This is a genomic window from Dokdonia ponticola (assembly GCF_042653865.1).
Lineage (GTDB): Bacteria > Bacteroidota > Bacteroidia > Flavobacteriales > Flavobacteriaceae > Dokdonia > Dokdonia ponticola.
Map to the genome: position 1 here is coordinate 2,838 of NZ_JBHSFV010000015.1, position 18,044 is coordinate 20,881.

At 37.3% G+C, this 18,044-nt stretch carries 16 protein-coding genes and 2 tRNA genes; 9 read left to right on the forward strand and 9 right to left on the reverse strand.

Annotation, left to right across the window (positions count from 1 at the left end; translation table 11 throughout):
* Window positions 1-200: 200 nt before the first annotated feature.
* The 5 genes from ACFO3O_RS19430 to pabB all read right to left on the reverse strand — a co-directional run bounded on the left by ACFO3O_RS19430 (window position 201) and on the right by pabB (window position 4,677).
* Window positions 201-275: transfer RNA gene (locus ACFO3O_RS19430), tRNA-Pro, on the reverse strand.
* Between the two features lie 221 nt (window positions 276-496).
* Window positions 497-580, reverse strand: a tRNA-Ser gene (locus ACFO3O_RS19435).
* A gap of 234 nt (window positions 581-814) precedes the next feature.
* Window positions 815-1,507 (reverse strand): HAD family hydrolase, encoded by a 693-nt coding sequence (locus ACFO3O_RS19440; RefSeq protein WP_379981952.1) that lies wholly within the window; start codon window positions 1,505-1,507, stop codon window positions 815-817.
* Between the two features lie 95 nt (window positions 1,508-1,602).
* On the reverse strand, window positions 1,603-3,294 hold the full coding sequence (ettA, locus tag ACFO3O_RS19445; RefSeq protein ID WP_379981954.1) for an energy-dependent translational throttle protein EttA: 1,692 nt from the start codon (window positions 3,292-3,294) through the stop codon (window positions 1,603-1,605).
* 81 nt (window positions 3,295-3,375) lie between these two features.
* Complete coding sequence (pabB, locus tag ACFO3O_RS19450) at window positions 3,376-4,677, reverse strand: aminodeoxychorismate synthase component I (RefSeq protein ID WP_379981956.1); 1,302 nt, start codon at window positions 4,675-4,677, stop codon at window positions 3,376-3,378.
* Between the two features lie 72 nt (window positions 4,678-4,749).
* Here pabB and ACFO3O_RS19455 point away from each other — a divergent pair, with 72 nt between their 5' ends.
* Window positions 4,750-4,965, forward strand: a complete 216-nt coding sequence (locus ACFO3O_RS19455) for a VF530 family protein (RefSeq protein WP_379981958.1) — start codon at window positions 4,750-4,752, stop codon at window positions 4,963-4,965.
* Between the two features lie 5 nt (window positions 4,966-4,970).
* Here ACFO3O_RS19455 and ACFO3O_RS19460 read toward each other — a convergent pair whose 3' ends face one another.
* Together ACFO3O_RS19460 and ACFO3O_RS19465 are read right to left on the reverse strand one after the other, a co-directional pair.
* Entirely contained in the window at window positions 4,971-5,537 is a 567-nt protein-coding gene (locus ACFO3O_RS19460) for a hypothetical protein (protein ID WP_379981960.1), read from the reverse strand.
* 3 nt (window positions 5,538-5,540) lie between these two features.
* Window positions 5,541-5,996: a cold-shock protein gene (locus ACFO3O_RS19465; protein WP_379981962.1), complete on the reverse strand. Its 456-nt coding sequence runs from the start codon at window positions 5,994-5,996 to the stop codon at window positions 5,541-5,543.
* A gap of 297 nt (window positions 5,997-6,293) precedes the next feature.
* On the opposite strand from ACFO3O_RS19465, the gene ACFO3O_RS19470 reads away from it, so the two are divergent.
* On the forward strand, window positions 6,294-7,844 hold the full coding sequence (locus tag ACFO3O_RS19470) for a M20/M25/M40 family metallo-hydrolase (protein ID WP_379981964.1): 1,551 nt from the start codon (window positions 6,294-6,296) through the stop codon (window positions 7,842-7,844).
* A gap of 136 nt (window positions 7,845-7,980) precedes the next feature.
* Here the strand turns inward: ACFO3O_RS19470 and ACFO3O_RS19475 are convergent, their stop codons facing one another.
* Window positions 7,981-8,880, reverse strand: a complete 900-nt coding sequence (locus ACFO3O_RS19475; RefSeq protein WP_379982116.1) for an EamA family transporter — start codon at window positions 8,878-8,880, stop codon at window positions 7,981-7,983.
* Window positions 8,881-9,075: 195 nt separating this feature from the next.
* A complete protein-coding gene (locus tag ACFO3O_RS19480; RefSeq protein ID WP_379981966.1) occupies window positions 9,076-10,503 on the reverse strand; it encodes an SDR family oxidoreductase in 1,428 nt (475 codons plus the stop codon).
* 115 nt (window positions 10,504-10,618) lie between these two features.
* Here ACFO3O_RS19480 and corA point away from each other — a divergent pair, with 115 nt between their 5' ends.
* The 7 genes from corA to ACFO3O_RS19515 all read left to right on the forward strand — a co-directional run bounded on the left by corA (window position 10,619) and on the right by ACFO3O_RS19515 (window position 17,671).
* Window positions 10,619-11,674 (forward strand): magnesium/cobalt transporter CorA, encoded by a 1,056-nt coding sequence (gene corA, locus ACFO3O_RS19485; RefSeq protein WP_379981968.1) that lies wholly within the window; start codon window positions 10,619-10,621, stop codon window positions 11,672-11,674.
* Between the two features lie 41 nt (window positions 11,675-11,715).
* Complete coding sequence (mscL, locus tag ACFO3O_RS19490; protein WP_379981970.1) at window positions 11,716-12,177, forward strand: large conductance mechanosensitive channel protein MscL; 462 nt, start codon at window positions 11,716-11,718, stop codon at window positions 12,175-12,177.
* 78 nt (window positions 12,178-12,255) lie between these two features.
* Window positions 12,256-13,128 (forward strand): mechanosensitive ion channel family protein, encoded by an 873-nt coding sequence (locus ACFO3O_RS19495; protein WP_379981972.1) that lies wholly within the window; start codon window positions 12,256-12,258, stop codon window positions 13,126-13,128.
* 133 nt (window positions 13,129-13,261) lie between these two features.
* Window positions 13,262-13,780 carry a DUF3124 domain-containing protein gene (locus tag ACFO3O_RS19500; RefSeq protein WP_379981974.1) on the forward strand — a complete coding sequence of 173 codons (519 nt, stop codon included), beginning with the start codon at window positions 13,262-13,264 and terminating at the stop codon, window positions 13,778-13,780.
* Window positions 13,781-13,791: 11 nt separating this feature from the next.
* Window positions 13,792-14,406 carry a DUF2652 domain-containing protein gene (locus ACFO3O_RS19505; RefSeq protein WP_379981976.1) on the forward strand — a complete coding sequence of 205 codons (615 nt, stop codon included), beginning with the start codon at window positions 13,792-13,794 and terminating at the stop codon, window positions 14,404-14,406.
* A gap of 109 nt (window positions 14,407-14,515) precedes the next feature.
* Window positions 14,516-15,394, forward strand: a complete 879-nt coding sequence (locus ACFO3O_RS19510) for a LamG-like jellyroll fold domain-containing protein (RefSeq protein ID WP_379981978.1) — start codon at window positions 14,516-14,518, stop codon at window positions 15,392-15,394.
* Window positions 15,395-15,517: 123 nt separating this feature from the next.
* On the forward strand, window positions 15,518-17,671 hold the full coding sequence (locus ACFO3O_RS19515) for an acylase (protein WP_379982118.1): 2,154 nt from the start codon (window positions 15,518-15,520) through the stop codon (window positions 17,669-17,671).
* Window positions 17,672-18,044 lie beyond the last annotated feature (373 nt).

Sequence of the window (18,044 nt, forward strand, 5' to 3'; positions counted from 1 at the left end):
TCGGGGTGGTCACGCTTCAGGCGTGACGACCTCCATCTTGTCGGGGTGATCACGCTTCAGGCGTGACGACCTCCATCTTGTCGGGGTGGTCACGCTTCAGGCGTGACGACCTCCATCTTGTCGGGGTGATCACGCTTCAGGCGTGACGACCTCCATCTTGTCGGGGTGGTCACGCTTCAGGCGTGACGACCTCCATCTTGTCGGGGTGGCAGGATTCGAACCTGCGACCTCCGCGTCCCAAACGCGGCGCGATAACCGGGCTACGCTACACCCCGAATTGGTTATCAATTGATATAAAATATTTGCAGTTTGACCTACATAATATCTTGAACATTTTTTGCTATATATACTATATGCAAAAATAATACTTTTTTTGGGTGGTCACGCCTCAAGCGTGACGACCTTCGCGTCCCAAATGTGGCGCAATAACCGGACTAGATCTACCAAGCTTTAGCATGGTACACGCCGAATTGGTTATCTAAACCATAAAAAAAAGCGGAGAGACAGGGACTCGAACCCTGGCGACAGTTACCCGTCGACAGATTAGCAATCTGCTCCATTACCACTCTGGCACCTCTCCGTTATTCTATTTCAAAAGAACTTGCTTTTGTAAAGCGGATGCAAATGTACATTATCATCTCATATAAAACAAAATTTTAAAGGGGTTAAATGCGCTTTTTTTTAATAAAATTTAATTCTATTTACAATCGACCGCAAATAGATACTATAAGGTAGGTAAATAGACCTAAAAATAACTTCTCTGTATGTCAAGTTTTGACTAATCAATTTTTCTTGTAAAGTCCGATAGCTCATTCTACTCAAGTATGTCCACAATTTCTGAAGCATGAGATAATTCTTTAAAGTTGGCATGTTTTACCTCGTCTGCTATTTGCTCGTGAATCCAAGTGGTATGAAAAGGAATATGAAATGCATACCCTCCTATTTCCAACACAGGAAGGATATCTGACTTAAGGGAGTTACCTATCATTAAAAACTCCTGAGGAGCAATATCTAAATGATTCACCAACTTTGTATAATTTTCAGGTTGCTTATCAGACATCACTTCGATATGATGAAAGTATTTTGCCAATCCTGATTTGTCCAACTTACGTTCTTGGTCTAATAAATCTCCCTTGGTGGCGACAACAAGTTTATGCTTTCGCGAAAGCGTATACAACACCTCCTCTATCCCATCTATGAGCACTACAGGTGCTTCTAACATTTCTTTACCCAAGGCTATTAATTCTGAAACCTGGGCAATTGAAACTCGGTTGTCTGTGATCTCAATGGCCGCTTCAATTAAAGAAAGTGTGAAAGGCTTAATCCCGTACCCATATCTAGGGAGATTACGCATTTCCATTTCAAATAAACGCTTTTGACATTCTTCATAGGATAGATAATCTTTGAATAAAGCACAAAATTGATCTTCGGCATCTCGAAAAAATGTCTCATTTACCCAAAGGGTATCGTCTGCATCAAAAGCGATGGATTTTATTGAGGAAGGCATAGGTCTATTTTAAGTTTAAAGGTAGGTTATGAAAACTGATAAAAAAAGCTCAAGTTTTTGAATCTTGAGCTCTTGATTATGTTGTTAACTTTTAGTTATCGAATCAGTTTTTTGTATTTGATACGCTTTGGCATTAAATCTCCACCAAGTCGTTTTTTCTTATTCTCTTCATAATCAGAAAAACTACCTTCAAAGAAATACACTTGGCTATTGCCTTCAAAGGCTAATATATGTGTACAAATACGATCTAAGAACCAACGGTCGTGACTAATCACTACGGCACATCCTGCAAAATTCTCAAGCCCTTCCTCTAATGCTCTTAGCGTATTGACATCCAAATCATTGGTGGGCTCATCTAGCAGTAATACGTTTCCTTCTTCTTTAAGCGTCATGGCAAGGTGAAGTCGGTTACGCTCTCCTCCTGAGAGTGTGGATACTTTTTTGTTTTGTTCGCTTCCGCTAAAATTAAAACGACTCAAATACGCTCTAGAATTGACCTCGCGACCTCCCATCATTATTAAATCCTGCTCATCTGAAAAGTTTTGCCAAATGGTTTTCTCTGGATCAATATTACTATGACTCTGATCTACATAGGCGATTTTTGCACTATCTCCCACGGTAAAACTTCCTTTATCTGGTGTTTCTTCTCCCATGATCATTTTAAAAATCGTGGTTTTACCCGCACCATTCGGTCCTATAATCCCTACGATTCCCGCTTGCGGAAGATTAAAATTAAGGTCTTCGTATAATAGTTTATCCCCAAAGGCCTTACTTACTCCTTTTGCTTCGATCACATTGGTTCCTAAACGAGGTCCGTTAGGAATATAGATTTCAAGCTTTTCATCCACTTGTTTTTGATCTTGGCTCATCAGTTTATCGTAATTCTTCAAACGTGCCTTTTGTTTGGTCTGACGTCCTTTAGCACCTTGTCGCACCCAATCAAGTTCGCGCTCTAATGTTTTCTGGCGTTTAGAAGCGGTTTTGCTTTCCTGTGCCATACGCTTAGATTTTTGATCTAACCAAGACGAGTAGTTCCCTTTCCAAGGAATCCCTTCTCCTCTATCGAGTTCTAAAATCCACCCTGCTACATTATCTAGGAAATAACGGTCGTGCGTCACTGCGATTACGGTTCCTTTATATTGTGCTAGATGGTGTTCTAACCAATGGACCGATTCTGCGTCCAAGTGGTTGGTAGGCTCATCGAGTAATAATACATCTGGCTCTTGTAATAATAATCTACATAAAGCTACACGGCGTTTTTCTCCTCCTGAAAGCACGCCTATTTTTTGGTCACTAGGAGGCGTACGCAATGCATCCATGGCGATTTCAAGTTTGGTATCCAGTTCCCAAGCGCCACGCGCATCAATCTCATCTTGAAGTATGGCTTGTCTTGCCATTAGCTTATCCATCTTATCAGCATCAGTATACACCTCTTCCAGTCCAAACTGATCATTAATACTGTTATACTCATCAAGAATGGCTACGGTTTCTGCAGCACCTTCTTTTACAACTTCTAATACTGTTTTTTCAGGATCCAGTTTCGGCTCTTGCTCTAGGTATCCTGTGGTAAATTCTTTATCTGAAGTTACTTCACCTTGAAAATTAGTGTCTAATCCCGCTATAATCTTCATCAGCGTAGACTTACCAGATCCGTTAAGACCTAAAATTCCAATTTTTGCACCGTAGAAAAAACTCAGGTAGATTTTTTTTAATACAGGTGTTTGTGCGCCTGGATAGGTTTTAGAAACCCCAGCCATCGAAAATATTATTTTTTTATCGTCACTCATAGTTGTGTGGATTTTCGCGTAAGCGAACGTATCATTTTAATTAGTTTTTATTTTTGGTGTGCTAATTTACAAAAACCTATGTCAATTTTGCTCAAGAACTTCACGCATTGCTTTTGCTTTTAAGAGACACTCGGCATACTCTTTATCTGGATCCGATTGTATGGTAATCGCACTGCCTACGGAATAGGAAATATAGTTGGCTGCGGCATTGTAAAGAATACTGCGTATAATCACATTAAAATCAAAGTCGCCGTCGGGTGTAAAATAACCCACTGCCCCGCTATACAGGCCTCTTTTGGTCTCTTCGAGTTCCTCTATAATCTCCATGGCTCGTATTTTTGGGGCTCCGGTCATACTTCCCATGGGAAATGTAGCGCGTATGGTGTCTAGGGGTGATATTCCCACTCCAATCTTGGCGGTTACGGTAGAGATCATTTGATGGACTTGTTTAAAAGGATGTACTTTGCATAACTCTTGGACGGTTACACTCCCCTTTTGGGCAATACGCGACAAGTCGTTACGCACCAAATCGACGATCATAATATTTTCTGAACGCTCTTTGGGGTCTTCTGATAACGCTTTCGCGAAAGCGGCATCTTCATGCACATCTTCACTGCGCGCAGCCGTACCTTTAATAGGAGAACTCCATAAGGTATTTCTTTCTTTTTTTAAATATCGTTCAGGGGTAGCCGAAAGCAAGAAAAGATCCTCCAGTTTTAAAAAGGTAGCAAAAGGCGGTTTACTAATCGCATTGAGTTCTTGATAGGTCTGTAAAGGATCTATCGAGCCATTAGCGAAAAATTCTTGGCAGAAATTCGCTTCATAAATATCCCCTTTTTGAATATACCGAAGCATTGTACGGACTTTCTCCTTATAGGCTTCTTTGTGTATTTTTAGTTTGATATGAAGGGATGTTTCTTTTTTAGAAACTGCTTGATAGGGAGTTGTTTGTGTAATTTCTTTATAATCATAGTCGATCTCATCATCTACCATAGGAAGATAATGCATCTCTACTTGCGCACCTTTGATAAGAAAGATACGTTTGGGTTGAAAGAAATAGAGGTCAGGAAATCCTACGTGATCTTCATTTTTACTAGTGAGACGTTCTATATCGTTTTTTAAATCATACGAAAGATACCCAAATAGCCAATCTTTGGTGGTGTGCTGATATTCTTCTAAACGATCAAAAGCATCTTCATAGGAGGTTTTTATACTCGTAAAACCATCAACAGCCAAAATAGCGTCGTAGGTTTTATGGGGTTGATTAGGATATTCATTACTATCTAACCATACAACTTCTTCAAATTGTTGTGCCCAATGTAAGAGTTGCGTTTTAAAGGTTTCAGCGTCCTGAATGGTAAAAGTATGCGTTGTACGATTCACGGTGTAAAAATAAGAAATGGAGCGTCAGATATAATGACTATTTTTGAGAATTATAACGGCTAATTAAAAAATATGTCTCAACCTAACAACCCTCTTCACGGTATAAAACTTATAGATATGCTAGAATTTCTGGTAGAGAAATATGGTTTTGAAGCGTTGGGCTATCAAGTCAACATTAATTGTTTTAAGAAAGATCCTTCTATAAAATCGAGTCTAAAATTTTTACGACGAACACCTTGGGCACGAGAAAAGGTAGAACAATTGTACTTACAATCTATTGATAGGTAATAAGATTATTCTTTCCAACCCCAAGGAGCTTCTGGATTTTTAACAGGTGTAGACAAATCAAAAGAAACTGTAAAAAGACGATCTGTGCCTAATCTTCGGAGGTTATAAGTAAAGGTACTTCCATCAATAGTTACCCACCAAACATTGCTTGAAGCGGCAGGAATGATTTTTTGCGTATGCGCATCTGCTGGAAATAATTGCAAAGTAGCTTGTCCCACGTTTGTGGTTGTACCTCCATACATGGTAATTGCATCTTCACTCCCATCTTCATGTCGATGATCGTGTTGTAAGGTTATTCGATTGTTTTCTTTGGTAAACACCCAGGTACGAGAGCGATCTTCTCCTACAAAGAATGGAATTTTAATTTGGGTATCATTACACGAGCGAACATGCATAATCAACTCCTTTCCTGCAAATTGAGGATCGTTTTCAGGCACTAATAAAGTGCCTTTGTAAGAAGTATTGCATAGTGCTTGTAATGATGCCCAAAATTGATCTGCCTCATTAGATTCCTGCGCTGTTGTCTTAACGATTGTGAAACAGACAAGAACAAATGCAGCAATATATCGCATGGATTATATTTTTTTGACTTTGACAGCATTCATACCTCTTGCTCCTTTTTCAAGTTCGAAAGAGACTTGGTCATTTTCAGCAATCTTATCGATAAGACCACTTACGTGACAAAAATATTTTTCTTGAGATTTTGCGTCTAGAATAAAACCGAATCCTTTTGACGTATCAAAGAAGGAAACTTTTCCTTTGTGTACTGGATCAAATTTATCTTCGTCGCTTTCTTCTTTTTTAGGAATACCTAGAACGATATCCTCAACATCTACCTCTATTTTATCCTCTGGATTTGGTGGGGTGTCAGTAAGATTTCCAAAATGATCTACATACGCAAACTGAATTCCACCTCCATTCTCTTTGGCTTCAGCTTTGCGAGCCAATTTCTTTTTTTGTTTTTCTTCTCGTTTTTTTAAACGTTTTTTTTCTTTTTCGAGTTTATTAAAGGTTTGTTGCGATTTTGCCATTATTTACATTAATGAGTTTAGAAGTTAGAATTTATTTCTTAATTGAATGTCAGAAGAAGTATGGCGTTGTACAGAATACGAGACGCTTTAATAACCTATGGTGATTCATTCAAGAGCAAAGATACAGATTCTATACGCCATAACCGCCTATCAAGGCACTTTTCTATGAACAACAAGCAAAGAATCTTAGATAAACATCCTAGAATTTTAAGATAATTCTCTTGTATATACTCAAAGATTTCTTGTACTTTCATGGCATTCTTAATAAAATAAACCACTAAAACTCTATATAATCGTATGAAAATTAAAACATTTATTCTCTTCTTATTCCTAGGAGCTAGCGTGTTATTCGCTCAAAAAACAGATCCTATCATAGAGGGTATGATCAAAGAGGCTACAGATCATTCACAACTTGAGGTTTTAGGTCACGAACTCACAGATCTCATCGGACCTCGTCTTGTAGGAACTCCGCAGATGCAGCATGCTAATGAGTGGGCTGTTGCCAAATACAAAGGTTGGGGCATCCCTGCTCGCAATGAACAATGGGGAGAATGGCGCGGTTGGGAACGCGGGATCACCCATATAGATATGGTTTCTCCGCGTGTTCAAAGCCTTCGTGGGACGCAACTCGCCTGGAACCCAAGTACATCAAAAGAAGGAATCACTGCCGAAGTAATCGTATTACCTGATAATGTTAAAGATGATGCCGATTTTAAAAAATGGCTTCCATCTGTAAAAGGCAAAATTGTATTAATTTCTATGTTACAACCCACGGGAAGACCCGATTACAATTGGGAAGAATTTGCAACTGAAGCGTCTTTTGCCAAAATGAAAGAAGATCGTGATGCACAAACCACTGCTTGGCGTGAAAATATGAAAGCCATGGGACATACAAGTCGTACGCTTCCAGAGGCGCTTGAAAAAGCAGGTGCAGTAGGCATTGTCACTTCCAATTGGTCTAGAGGCTTTGGAGTTAATAAAATCTTTAGTGCACGCACAGAAAAAATACCAACGGTAGATCTTGAGTTGGAAGATTACGGTATGCTTTACAGGCTTGCAAATTCAGGAAATAAACCACAAATTCATATCGTAGCGCAATCTAAAGAGTTAGGAACAGTCCCTACTTTTAATACCATCGCAGAGATTAAAGGTACCGAAAAACCAGACGAATATGTCATCCTATCGGCACATTTTGATTCGTGGGATGGCGGTACTGGAGCGACCGATAATGGAACAGGAACGTTAGTCATGATGGAAGCTATGCGTATTCTAAAGAAATATTACCCAAACCCTAAACGCACCATCCTTGTTGGACATTGGGGAAGTGAAGAGCAAGGCCTAAATGGCTCTAGAGCTTTTGTTGAAGATCATCCTGAAATTGTAGCAGGCGTCCAGGCCTCGTTTAACCAAGATAATGGTACCGGTCGTGTCGTACGTTTATCTGGTGGTGGTTTCTTGTATTCCTATGACTATTTATCAAGATGGTTAAACGCTGTCCCAAAAGATATCACACAACATATTGAGACTACCTTTCCTGGCGCACCAGCTCGAGGGGGATCTGATTATGCGTCATTTCAAGCTGCTGGCGCTCCAGCCTTTAGTTTAAGCTCTTTAAACTGGTCCTATTGGAATTACACCTGGCACACGAATAGAGATACGTATGACAAAATCATTTTTGATGATGTACGCAATAACGTGATCTTAACAGCTATCCTGACCTATATGGCGTGTGAAGATCCCGAAAAAACCTCTAGGGTCAAAAGTGTACTTCCTGTCGATTCAAGAACAGGGGAGCCGCGTGAGTGGCCAACCCCAAGAAGTCCTACGCGTAAAGGAGGATTGGATTAATTTTTATGCGCTTTCGCGAACCTGCCTCGCCGGTAGGCAGGAGCGTACACAGAAACCTAAAAAGGTGTGCTTGTTCTCAAGTGCACCTTTTTAGGTATGTTTTTAATTGAATTAAATCGGTAAATAGTATATGGTATTAGGTGTACTTCTTTCCTTTCTTAGCGCTATTGATAAAATACACCCCTGTAAGTAGAATTGCCGCTGCGATTCCTGTTTGTACCGTAATGACTTCATCAAGGAAATATGACCCTAGAATAATAGCAACAATTGGATTGATGTACGCAGACGTCGCTACTTTTTCAGTGGAGATCGTTTTTAATAGATAATTAAAGGATGTAAAAGCAGCAATACTACCAAAAAGAATTAATGCGAGAAGCGACAATTGGGTTTTTAAGGTCCAGTCTAAGGGAGAAATCCACGTCTCTCCAAAAATTAAACTTCCAACCGCTAGCATCACCCCAGCCATAATCATTTGATAGCCTGTTGTGATAAAAAAGTTTTTAGGCATTTTTGCTTCCGCGACAAATAAACTTCCAATACCCCAGCTCAAAATACAGGTCCCAATCATAATGATTCCTAAGGTGCTCCCCTCTTGCATTTGTAACTCTTGTTGACTTACCAAAACGTACATCCCGATCATGCCTAAAGCAATTCCAATCATAGATTTGACTTTAATAGCTTTACGATACCATAGTCTCATTAATACTAAGATCACTAACGGTTGTGTTGAGGCAAGTAAAGCTCCAAAACTACTGTCTACGTATTTGAGTGCCCACACAAACACGCCATTTCCATATCCTAAAAAAAGAAATCCGGCAAGTAGACAGTTTAAAAATTCTCTTTCCGTAATTTTAAGAGAAATTCCCATGCCACGAGCGATCAGAAATATGAGAGCGCCTGCTGTTGTAAATCGCATAGAAGCTAGCATAAAAGGAGGAAGCTCTGTTACAGCAATTTTATTCCATAGATAGGTAGATCCCCAAAAAACATAGATCGAAAAAAAGGCAATGAGTATGAGATACGTTTGCTTTTTCATAAGAAATGCGAAAGGTACAGAGAATGTTTTGATATTTTTAAAATTATTCTTCTGTAAAACTCCTATGATTTTAAATGTATTTCGCTTTCGCGAAAGCGTACTCATTCATACAATCATTATGTTAAATCACATAAGCATTTCTCACAATATAATGCTGATTAACAATCAAATATACAGACTATTAAAATAAGTTAATTACGCTGTAAGTTTAGCCAGCATCCCTTTAAAAATGAATCCATGAAAAGGCAAAACGGAATACCAATACAACCTTCCTGAAAGTCCAAGAGGTCGGAACGTAGCGGTTTGTTTTAACTCTTCTCCTTCTATTTTAAATTCCAACCAAGCTTCACCCGGGAGTTTCATTTCGGCAAATAGAAGGAGCCTTCCTTCTTCTTTATTGGAATATAAAACACGCCAGAAATCTACAGAATCTCCAGCAATAAGTGTATCCTCATTCGTTCTTCCTCTGCGCAGACCTACGCCTCCAAAAAGTTTATCGATATATCCTCTTATTTTCCATAACCAAGTAGCATAATACCAACCTGTCTTCCCTCCTATACGCCAGATTTTATCGATGGTCTTTTCTCTATTTGTATAGGTTTTTGATCGCTTATCTATAAAACATCCAAATCGTGGAACTTCTATAAAATCAGATATTTCGATATCCATAGTACCACTAATAAGCGAATCTTTCCAGCTAGAAGCTATTTGGTTACTTTGAATTTTCACAAAGGCTTTATCTAGTGCTTGTCGATACGATAAAGGTTGTATATCAAGAATTTCAGATAATTTATTATCTCTACAAACAACCTCTACTTTCATACTATTGACAAGAGCGGTCGCAAGTTTATAGGAGGTAGAGGTTACAAAATATAACCAATAGGAAGACAGACGTGGCGTCATCACAGGGATGGTATAGATATAGCGTTTTAAATTTCGTTTTCTCCCAAACTCTAGTAACATTTCTTTGTAAGTAAGTACGTCAGATCCTCCAATGTCGAAGTTTTGGTTATAGGTTTCTTCACGAAAAAGAGACTTGGATAAAAAAGCAAGTACATCAGTAATTCCTATGGGTTGACATCTTGTATTCAACCATTTAGGAGTAATCATTATGGGGAGTTTTTCAACAATATCTCTTATAATCTCAAAGGAAGCACTCCCCGACCCTATGATAATTCCAGCTCGTAATGTAGTGAAATGATAACTTGCCTTTGACAACGCTATTTCAACGTCTTTTCTGGATGATAAATGTTTGGATAAATTCTCCTCGTTTACGATACCACTAAGATAGATAACATGTCTTACATTGGTTTTTTCTATAGCGTTCCTGAAATTTATAGCACATTCTAGTTCTAACTTTTTATAATCATCACTACTAGACATTGAGTGGACGAGGTAATAAGCACCTTCTATATCTTTAGGAATATCTTGAAGTGACTCTGGTTCTAAAAGATCTACTTTAATAATTGAAATTGAATCTTGTAAAGAAGAAGGTGGAGAAAATCTTTTTACATCTCTTACACAGCAAATGACATGATATCCTTGTTCTACTAAAATGGGAAGCAATCGTTTTCCTATGTATCCAGTAGCGCCTGTAAGAAGTATTTTTTTTTTGTTATTCATAGCATTTGAATATACAAAACTTATCATAGAATCCTTATATTGTTTATCATTATACACAAAATACAAATCATACCCATTGTTAGATAGACCAAAATTCAATTTGAATAAAAGTATCATGTCAAAAAAACGTAGAATTAAAACTGGAATGGCGCCTGGGTCAGTTATATACACAGGTAATAAACAGGTAGATGAAATGGTTATTCATCATTTACAGTTTAATGCGACTTCTGTTAAGGACTCTACAATACGTAAGGAGAAGTATTTAAAAATAACACTTGAACCTGATTATATTGATTGGATTGATATTAGAGGAATGCAGGATATTGAAGTGATTACCTCGATTTCTAATCATTTTAAAGTGCATCCATTATTACAAGAAGGTATTGTAGATGTGCACCAACGCCCTAATTATGAAGAACATGACAATGCTATATTTGTAACTTTTAAAGCACTTTTTTTTGATAAGAGCACATTAACTGTGCAGCGAGAACACGTAGCTGTTATTATAAGAGATCACTCGCTTTTAACTTTTCAAGAAGCTAGTTCTGATTTATTTGAAGTAGTACGCAAACGCATATCAAATAGTAAAAGCAGGGTACGAAAAAGAGGTACAGACTATCTCCTGTTTGCCTTATTAGATTGTATTGTAGATAATTATTATATTACATTAGATCAGTTTGAGGAAATGATTGAAGAGATTGAAGATCGTATTTCTGAAGATCAAAATAATGCCGAGAAATCTAAAATCCACAAGCTTAAAAAAGAATTATTAGTTTTACGTAAATCGATAGCCCCCTTACGCGAAGTCATTAGTAATTTCTCAAGAAGTGACAATACTATTATTCAAGAGAATACAAACATATTTATTAGAAACCTCTATGAGAATACGATTCAAATTGTAGATAGTATTGATTCTTATAGAGACATGCTTAATAGTTTACAAGATTTATTTATCGCAGAAGTTAGTTTTAAAATGAATAAAGTGATGCAATTGCTTACCTTAATTTCTGTGATCTTTATTCCACTTACATTTTTAGCAGGTATATATGGGATGAACTTTGAATACATTCCCGAATTAAGCTATAAATATGGTTACTTTGTATTATTAGGTGTTATGTTTGTTCTATTTGTTGTACTCCTAATTACCTTTAAACGTAAAAAATGGATGTAATAACAAATCTATTTTCATTTTAAAATTTATGATTGTAACAAATGCAAATTAAATTATTCAAAGAGTTCAAGGAGTTTGCTGTAAAAGGCAACATGATGGATATCGCCATCGGTGTGATTATAGGTGCAGCTTTTAATAAAGTAATCGATGTGCTGGTAAAAGATGTTTTTTTACCGCCGCTTACGTTTTTAACAACAGGAGTTTCCTTAGAGGATGAAAAATGGGTGCTACAAGAAGCCGTTAAGAACGGAGATACGATAGTCAATCAAGAAATAGCTGTTAAGTATGGGAAATTACTAGAAGTAAGTGTAGACTTTCTTATTATAGGTTTTACGGTATTTGTGGTTGTAAAATTCATGAATAAACTAAAAAACAAGGGACAAGATCCTAAGAATGCCACCGTAAAGACTCCTAAAGATATTGAGTTACTTGATAAGATCAGTACTCAACTGGAAAAACAAAACGAGTACTTGCTTTCTAAAGATAAAGGTACAAGTGCCTAAACCCTTCGAAACCTCTCTTATAATTATTAATTCAGAGACATTAAAAATAACCCTTTAGTGTATTAAATCTTCAAAATAATGGAAATACAAAGTAGCATAGATAAAGTGCGTGGATGGGGTGATGCGCTTATTAAAGCATTGCCTAATATAATATTAGCAATTATTGTTATTGTTATAAGTTATTTTCTGTCAAGAATCGTATACAATGTTGTATTAAGGCTCGTTAATAAAAGAGTACCAAAAATAACAATCGCTAGGCTAATCGCCAGAACCTCTGCCATTATTGTCATATCTCTTGGGTTGTTTATTACTTTAAATGTATTAAACCTAAGTGGAACTTTAAAAACAATACTTTCAGCAGCGGGAATTTCTGGATTAGTTATAGGGCTTGCCTTACAGGGAACGTTATCTAACACACTATCAGGAATTATTTTATCCTTCAGGAAAAACATAAAAATTGGAAATTGGATAGAAACTAATGGGTATCAAGGAGAGGTTATGGATATAAATACAAATTATTTTGTGTTGAAAGAAGCAGATAATAACATTGTCATACTTCCAAATAAATCTATCCTAGAGAATTCATTTAAAAATTATTCGTTAACGACAAAAATACGTGTTACCGTTACCTGTGGTGTAAGTTATAATTCAGATTTAGAAATGGTTGAGAAGCTAACAACTGAGACCATAAATCAACATTTTAATCAAGAATCGATCGACACTGAGATGGAGTTTTACTACACAGATTTTGGTGATAGCTCAATCAACTTTATGGTGAGGTTTTGGATAGACGGCACCTCAGGTGTTCCTAAGCTTAAAGCAAAAAGTAAAGCAATTATTGAGATTAAGAAAGCTTTCGCGAAAGCGGATATAGACATCCCTTTTCCCATACGAACACTGCAATTTGAAAATAACCCACTGTCAACCATATCAGCAAAAAAAAACAAATAGCTAACGAATGTAATACCGTTCAAAATCCCATGGATACTATGTATTCGGTGATTAGCATTAAAATTTATTGAACGATTCGTATTTTTCAATAGCATTAACAAGTACCTTTACGGATATAATACTTTATTATTTCATGAAAAATTATTCACTCAATCTTCTTTTTTTACTCGTTTTAACTGCGGTTTCATGCGTGGATTCAAACCCGAATAAAAAAATAGAAACTGAAATTCAAAATGAAAATTTAGTCGATAAAGAAGATCAAAATGCCATATATCCCTACGGAGACGAGATGTATGTGCCTATTTACTCTACAATTTACAGTAAAAATAGGGATACTCAATTGTTACTCACCGCAACACTTAGCATACGCAATACCAGTAAAAAAGATTCTTTATTTATCAATACGATCGATTATTACAATACAGAAGGAACATTAGTGCGAAATTACATAAATTCACCTATCTTCCTAAAACCTCTAGAAACCATAGATTATGTAATAGATGAAGATGATGTAGAAGGAGGTAGCGGTGCCAATTTTTTAATAGATTGGGGCGCCAATAATACAATGAAACCAGTTTTTCAAGCCGTCATGATTGGTATGATTGGACAGCATGCATTTTCTTTTACCACAGATGGCACTACAATTAAGTAAGAAAGAAATCAATGAGTAAAAATCCTAACGCAAAACCAACCCTACTCTGCATTCCTGATATAAGCGGGTTTACACAGTTTATGAGCGACGCCGACTATGAGTTGACCGCAGTTGTTATTCCTTCGCTTTTGAATAAAATTATCTATTCAAACAAGCTGAACCTTCAAGTTTCAGAAATCGAAGGGGACGCTGTCTTTTTTTATAAAACAGGGCCACTACCAAGCTTTAAAGACCTTGTAGAACAATGCCGTACATTTTACACAGAGTTTTATGCAGAAATTAAACGCCTAAAAAACCAATACAAAGATCACGAGCAAGTAAAAACGATCCCTGAAATTTTAGGACTAAAAATTGTTGTGCATTACGGAAAAGAAATTGGATCGGTTCAAATTGGAAAAAACATAAAATTGTTGGGCGAAGACGTGATTATCGTACATCGTTTACTTAAAAATCATATTTCTCAAAATGAGTATTTACTACTCTCAAAAGATATCATGGACCAATACAAAGAAGAAACTATAGAACGTAACTTTGGTTGGGGAGAATTAAAAGAGGGAGACGATAAATACAAGCACATAGGTATCGTAAATTACAGTTACATCGATCTTCAGCCCTTAGTTGACTAGTTCGTTCTTTAACATCTATTTTCGTACATTTAAAAAAAATAGATTCTGTAAAATACAACCTATGAATAATTACCCGATTTTTACTTTTCGTAAGTTATTTTTATACACCTTGATAGTAATCACAGGTATCTCTTGTAAAACCGAAACCACAAAAAACAATACGGCAACTCCTATTACTAAAGAAATAAATGCCTCAGAAACTTCCTTAAAAAATGCATTAACCCTCTATGCTTCTTTTGACAATGGCGTACATGCAGATTTTGCTTTAGGAGACTCGCTATTGTATTCTGTCCCAAATAGAAAGGCTAGAGACTCTGCGCAAATAGGATTACACAAGCCAGGCATACGCATCTCAGAAGGAGCAGGACGTTATGGAGATGCGCTTTTATTTACAGAAGACAGCAAAGGAAACATCTACTACCCTAGTAAAAACAATATTGCTTACAATACCAAAAATTGGGAAGGCGCTGTTTCATTTTGGTTAAGCCTTGACCCTGCTACAGATCTTGATCCTGGCTATTGCGATCCTATTCAAATTACAGATGTTAGTTACAATGATGCTTCCATTTGGGTCGATTTTACAAAAGAAAATCCAAGAGACTTTAGACTCGGTGTGATTGGAGATCGTACGAGTTGGAATCCTACTCCCGAAGGACCTGATAACGAAAATCCTATTTTCAATAAGCAATTAATCCCAGTTTCTAACCCACCATTTGCTAAAGGAACTTGGACACACATTCTTATTAATTATACAGGCTTAAACACCGATCAAGGAAAAGCAGCTTTGTACATGAATGGCGAACTAAAAGGCATTCGAAAAGACATCAAAGACCCTTTTACGTGGGATGTAGAGAAATCTAATATCTATCTAGGATTAGGATATATCGGACTCATGGATGAGCTTTCTATCTACAATAAACATTTATCACAAGAAGAAATTACAACACTTTATACCTTAGAAAAAGGGATTCACGACTTATTAGATTAATCTAGTATACGCTCCTGCCTGCCGGCGAGGCAGGTTCGCGAAAGCATATAAAATCATCATCACCTCATTAAATCACACATAACCATGTGATTACACTCACTCATTCTCTTCACTTCCTTTTTAATTATTGTTTCCTGTAAAACAGAACCTACCAAAACTGACGAACAAAAACGTTGGGAAGCACACGCAGCAAATACGACGATTATCAGAGATGATTTTGGCGTCCCCCATATTTATGGAAAAACCGATGCAGATGCTGTTTTTGGATTACTTTATGCGCAAAGTGAAGATGATTTTAATCGCGTAGAGCAAAATTATATATGGGCGACAGGTCGTCTTGCCGAGGTAGAAGGTGAAGATGCGATTTATAGCGATGTGCGTGCTCGTCTCTACATGACACAAGAAGAAGCAATTGCTAATTATGAAAGCAGTCCCGAATGGCTTAAAAAACTATGTGTCGCCTTTGCCGATGGTATTAATTATTATTTGGAGACACATCCTGAAGTAACCCCTAGATTACTCACCCACTTTGAACCATGGATGCCTATGTATTTTAGCGAAGGATCGATAGGTGGTGATATAGAACGAGTGTCCGCTAGAAAGCTAAAAGCTATGTATGAAGGTGGTATGGCACTTCCAAAAACACAAGAAATAGCATTGCTTCAAGCGCAAGAAATGCAAGAACCCCAAGGCTCCAATGGAATTGCTATTTCTGGAGATTTGACCGCCTCTGGAAATCCTTTACTATTGATCAATCCGCATACCTCTTTTTATTTTAGAGGAGAAGTCCACGTGGTAAGCGAAGAAGGATTAAATGCCTATGGTGCGGTGACATGGGGACAGTTTTTTGTGTACCAAGGATTCAATGAAAAAACAGGATGGATGCACACCTCTACCTATACCGATGTAATTGATGAATTTGTAGAAACCATTCAAAAAGATACCAATGGAGATCTTGTTTACAAATATGGAGATGAACTAAGACCTGTCACACAGTATGAAATGACGATTCGTTACAAAGATGGCGATCAATTAAAAGAAAAAGTACTTCCTGCCTACAGAACTCATCACGGTCCTATCACCCACCTTAAAGACGGACAATGGGTCGCTTCTGCGCTCATGTGGGAACCCGTAAAAGCATTAGAACAATCCTATATTAGAACCAAGCAAGATGGCTATAAGGGATTTAGAGAAATGATGGATATACGCACCAATTCTTCAAACAATACCGTGTATGCCGATGCCGAAGGTAATATTGCCTATTTCCATGGGAATTATATTCCTAAACGCGATACTTCTTTTGACTATACACAACCTGTGGATGGAAGTAATCCAAAAACAGATTGGCAAGGGTTACATGATGTAGACGAAACAATTATGCTCTTAAATCCTGAAAATGGGTGGCTACAAAACTGTAATTCCACCCCTTTTACTGCCGCATTAGAGTTCAGTCCAAAAAAAGAAGACTATCCTAACTATATGTCTATCGACAGAGAGAATTTTAGAGGGGTACATGCGATTGAGCTTCTCAAAAAAGGAGAGAATTATACCATAGACAGCCTTATTGCATTAGGATACGATCCCTATTTACCTGCTTTTGAAGCCCTTATTCCAGGCCTTGTTGAAGCTTATGATACCTTAGGAGGCACCCAAGAAATGGGTGCTATTATAGAAGAACTTCGAAATTGGGATTATAGAACCTCAGTAACGTCTAAAGCAATGACCTTAGCACATTACTATGGAACCGAATATCTGACCAGTGGAGAACGTCCAGAACAACGCCTGACTCCGATGGAGCTTCTCTCCTATTTTGGATCACAGTCTCCACTAGAAGAGCGCCTACAACTATTTAAAAATGTAGTAGCACGTCTGGAAGCTGACTTTGGAACTGCACTTATTGCTTGGGGAGAGGTGAATCGTTTTCAACGAATTAACGGTGATATTAGACAACCCTTTAATGACAACCTTCCAAGTACGCCAGTAGGCCTCGCTTCAGGACGTTGGGGAGCTCTGGCAGCTTATGGGGAACGTTATACTAATAATACGAAGAAGATCTACGGCACACGTGGTAATAGTTTTGTAGCTGTCGTCGAATTTGGGGATAAAGTGAAAGCAAAGACAAGTCTTGCAGGAGGGCAAAGTGGTGATCCCGATTCTCCACATTTTGATGATCAAATCGAACCCTACGTAAACGGGAAATTTAAAGAAGTGGCTTTTTATAAAGAAGATGTTTTAAAAAGGGCTGAAAAAACATACCATCCTGGAGAAAAGCACTAAAATGTATAGCCGATTGGGAAGGTTTCTGTTTTTGGTTTTAATCAGTAATTCTAAATCATTTTTTCATTTTATGAGTACGCTTTCGCGAAAGCGTATAACTTATATTACATAATCCTTAAGGATTTATAGAAAATCAGATATGTTTTGACAATTTAAAGCATATTTTCCAGTAGACTTTCTATCATTTTAATGTGAGAAACCTAAAGCAAAATGCATAAATACCCATAAGATTGAAGCTTTTCGATTGCTTTATGTAAGAGTTTTTAACTCATTTGTGGAGTTAGACGATATTTTTTCAATGGTTATCGAAAAGTATCTTCATCAGGTATAAAGCACCTATAGTTTGTCTAGCTTTGTCTCACCCAAATCTAAT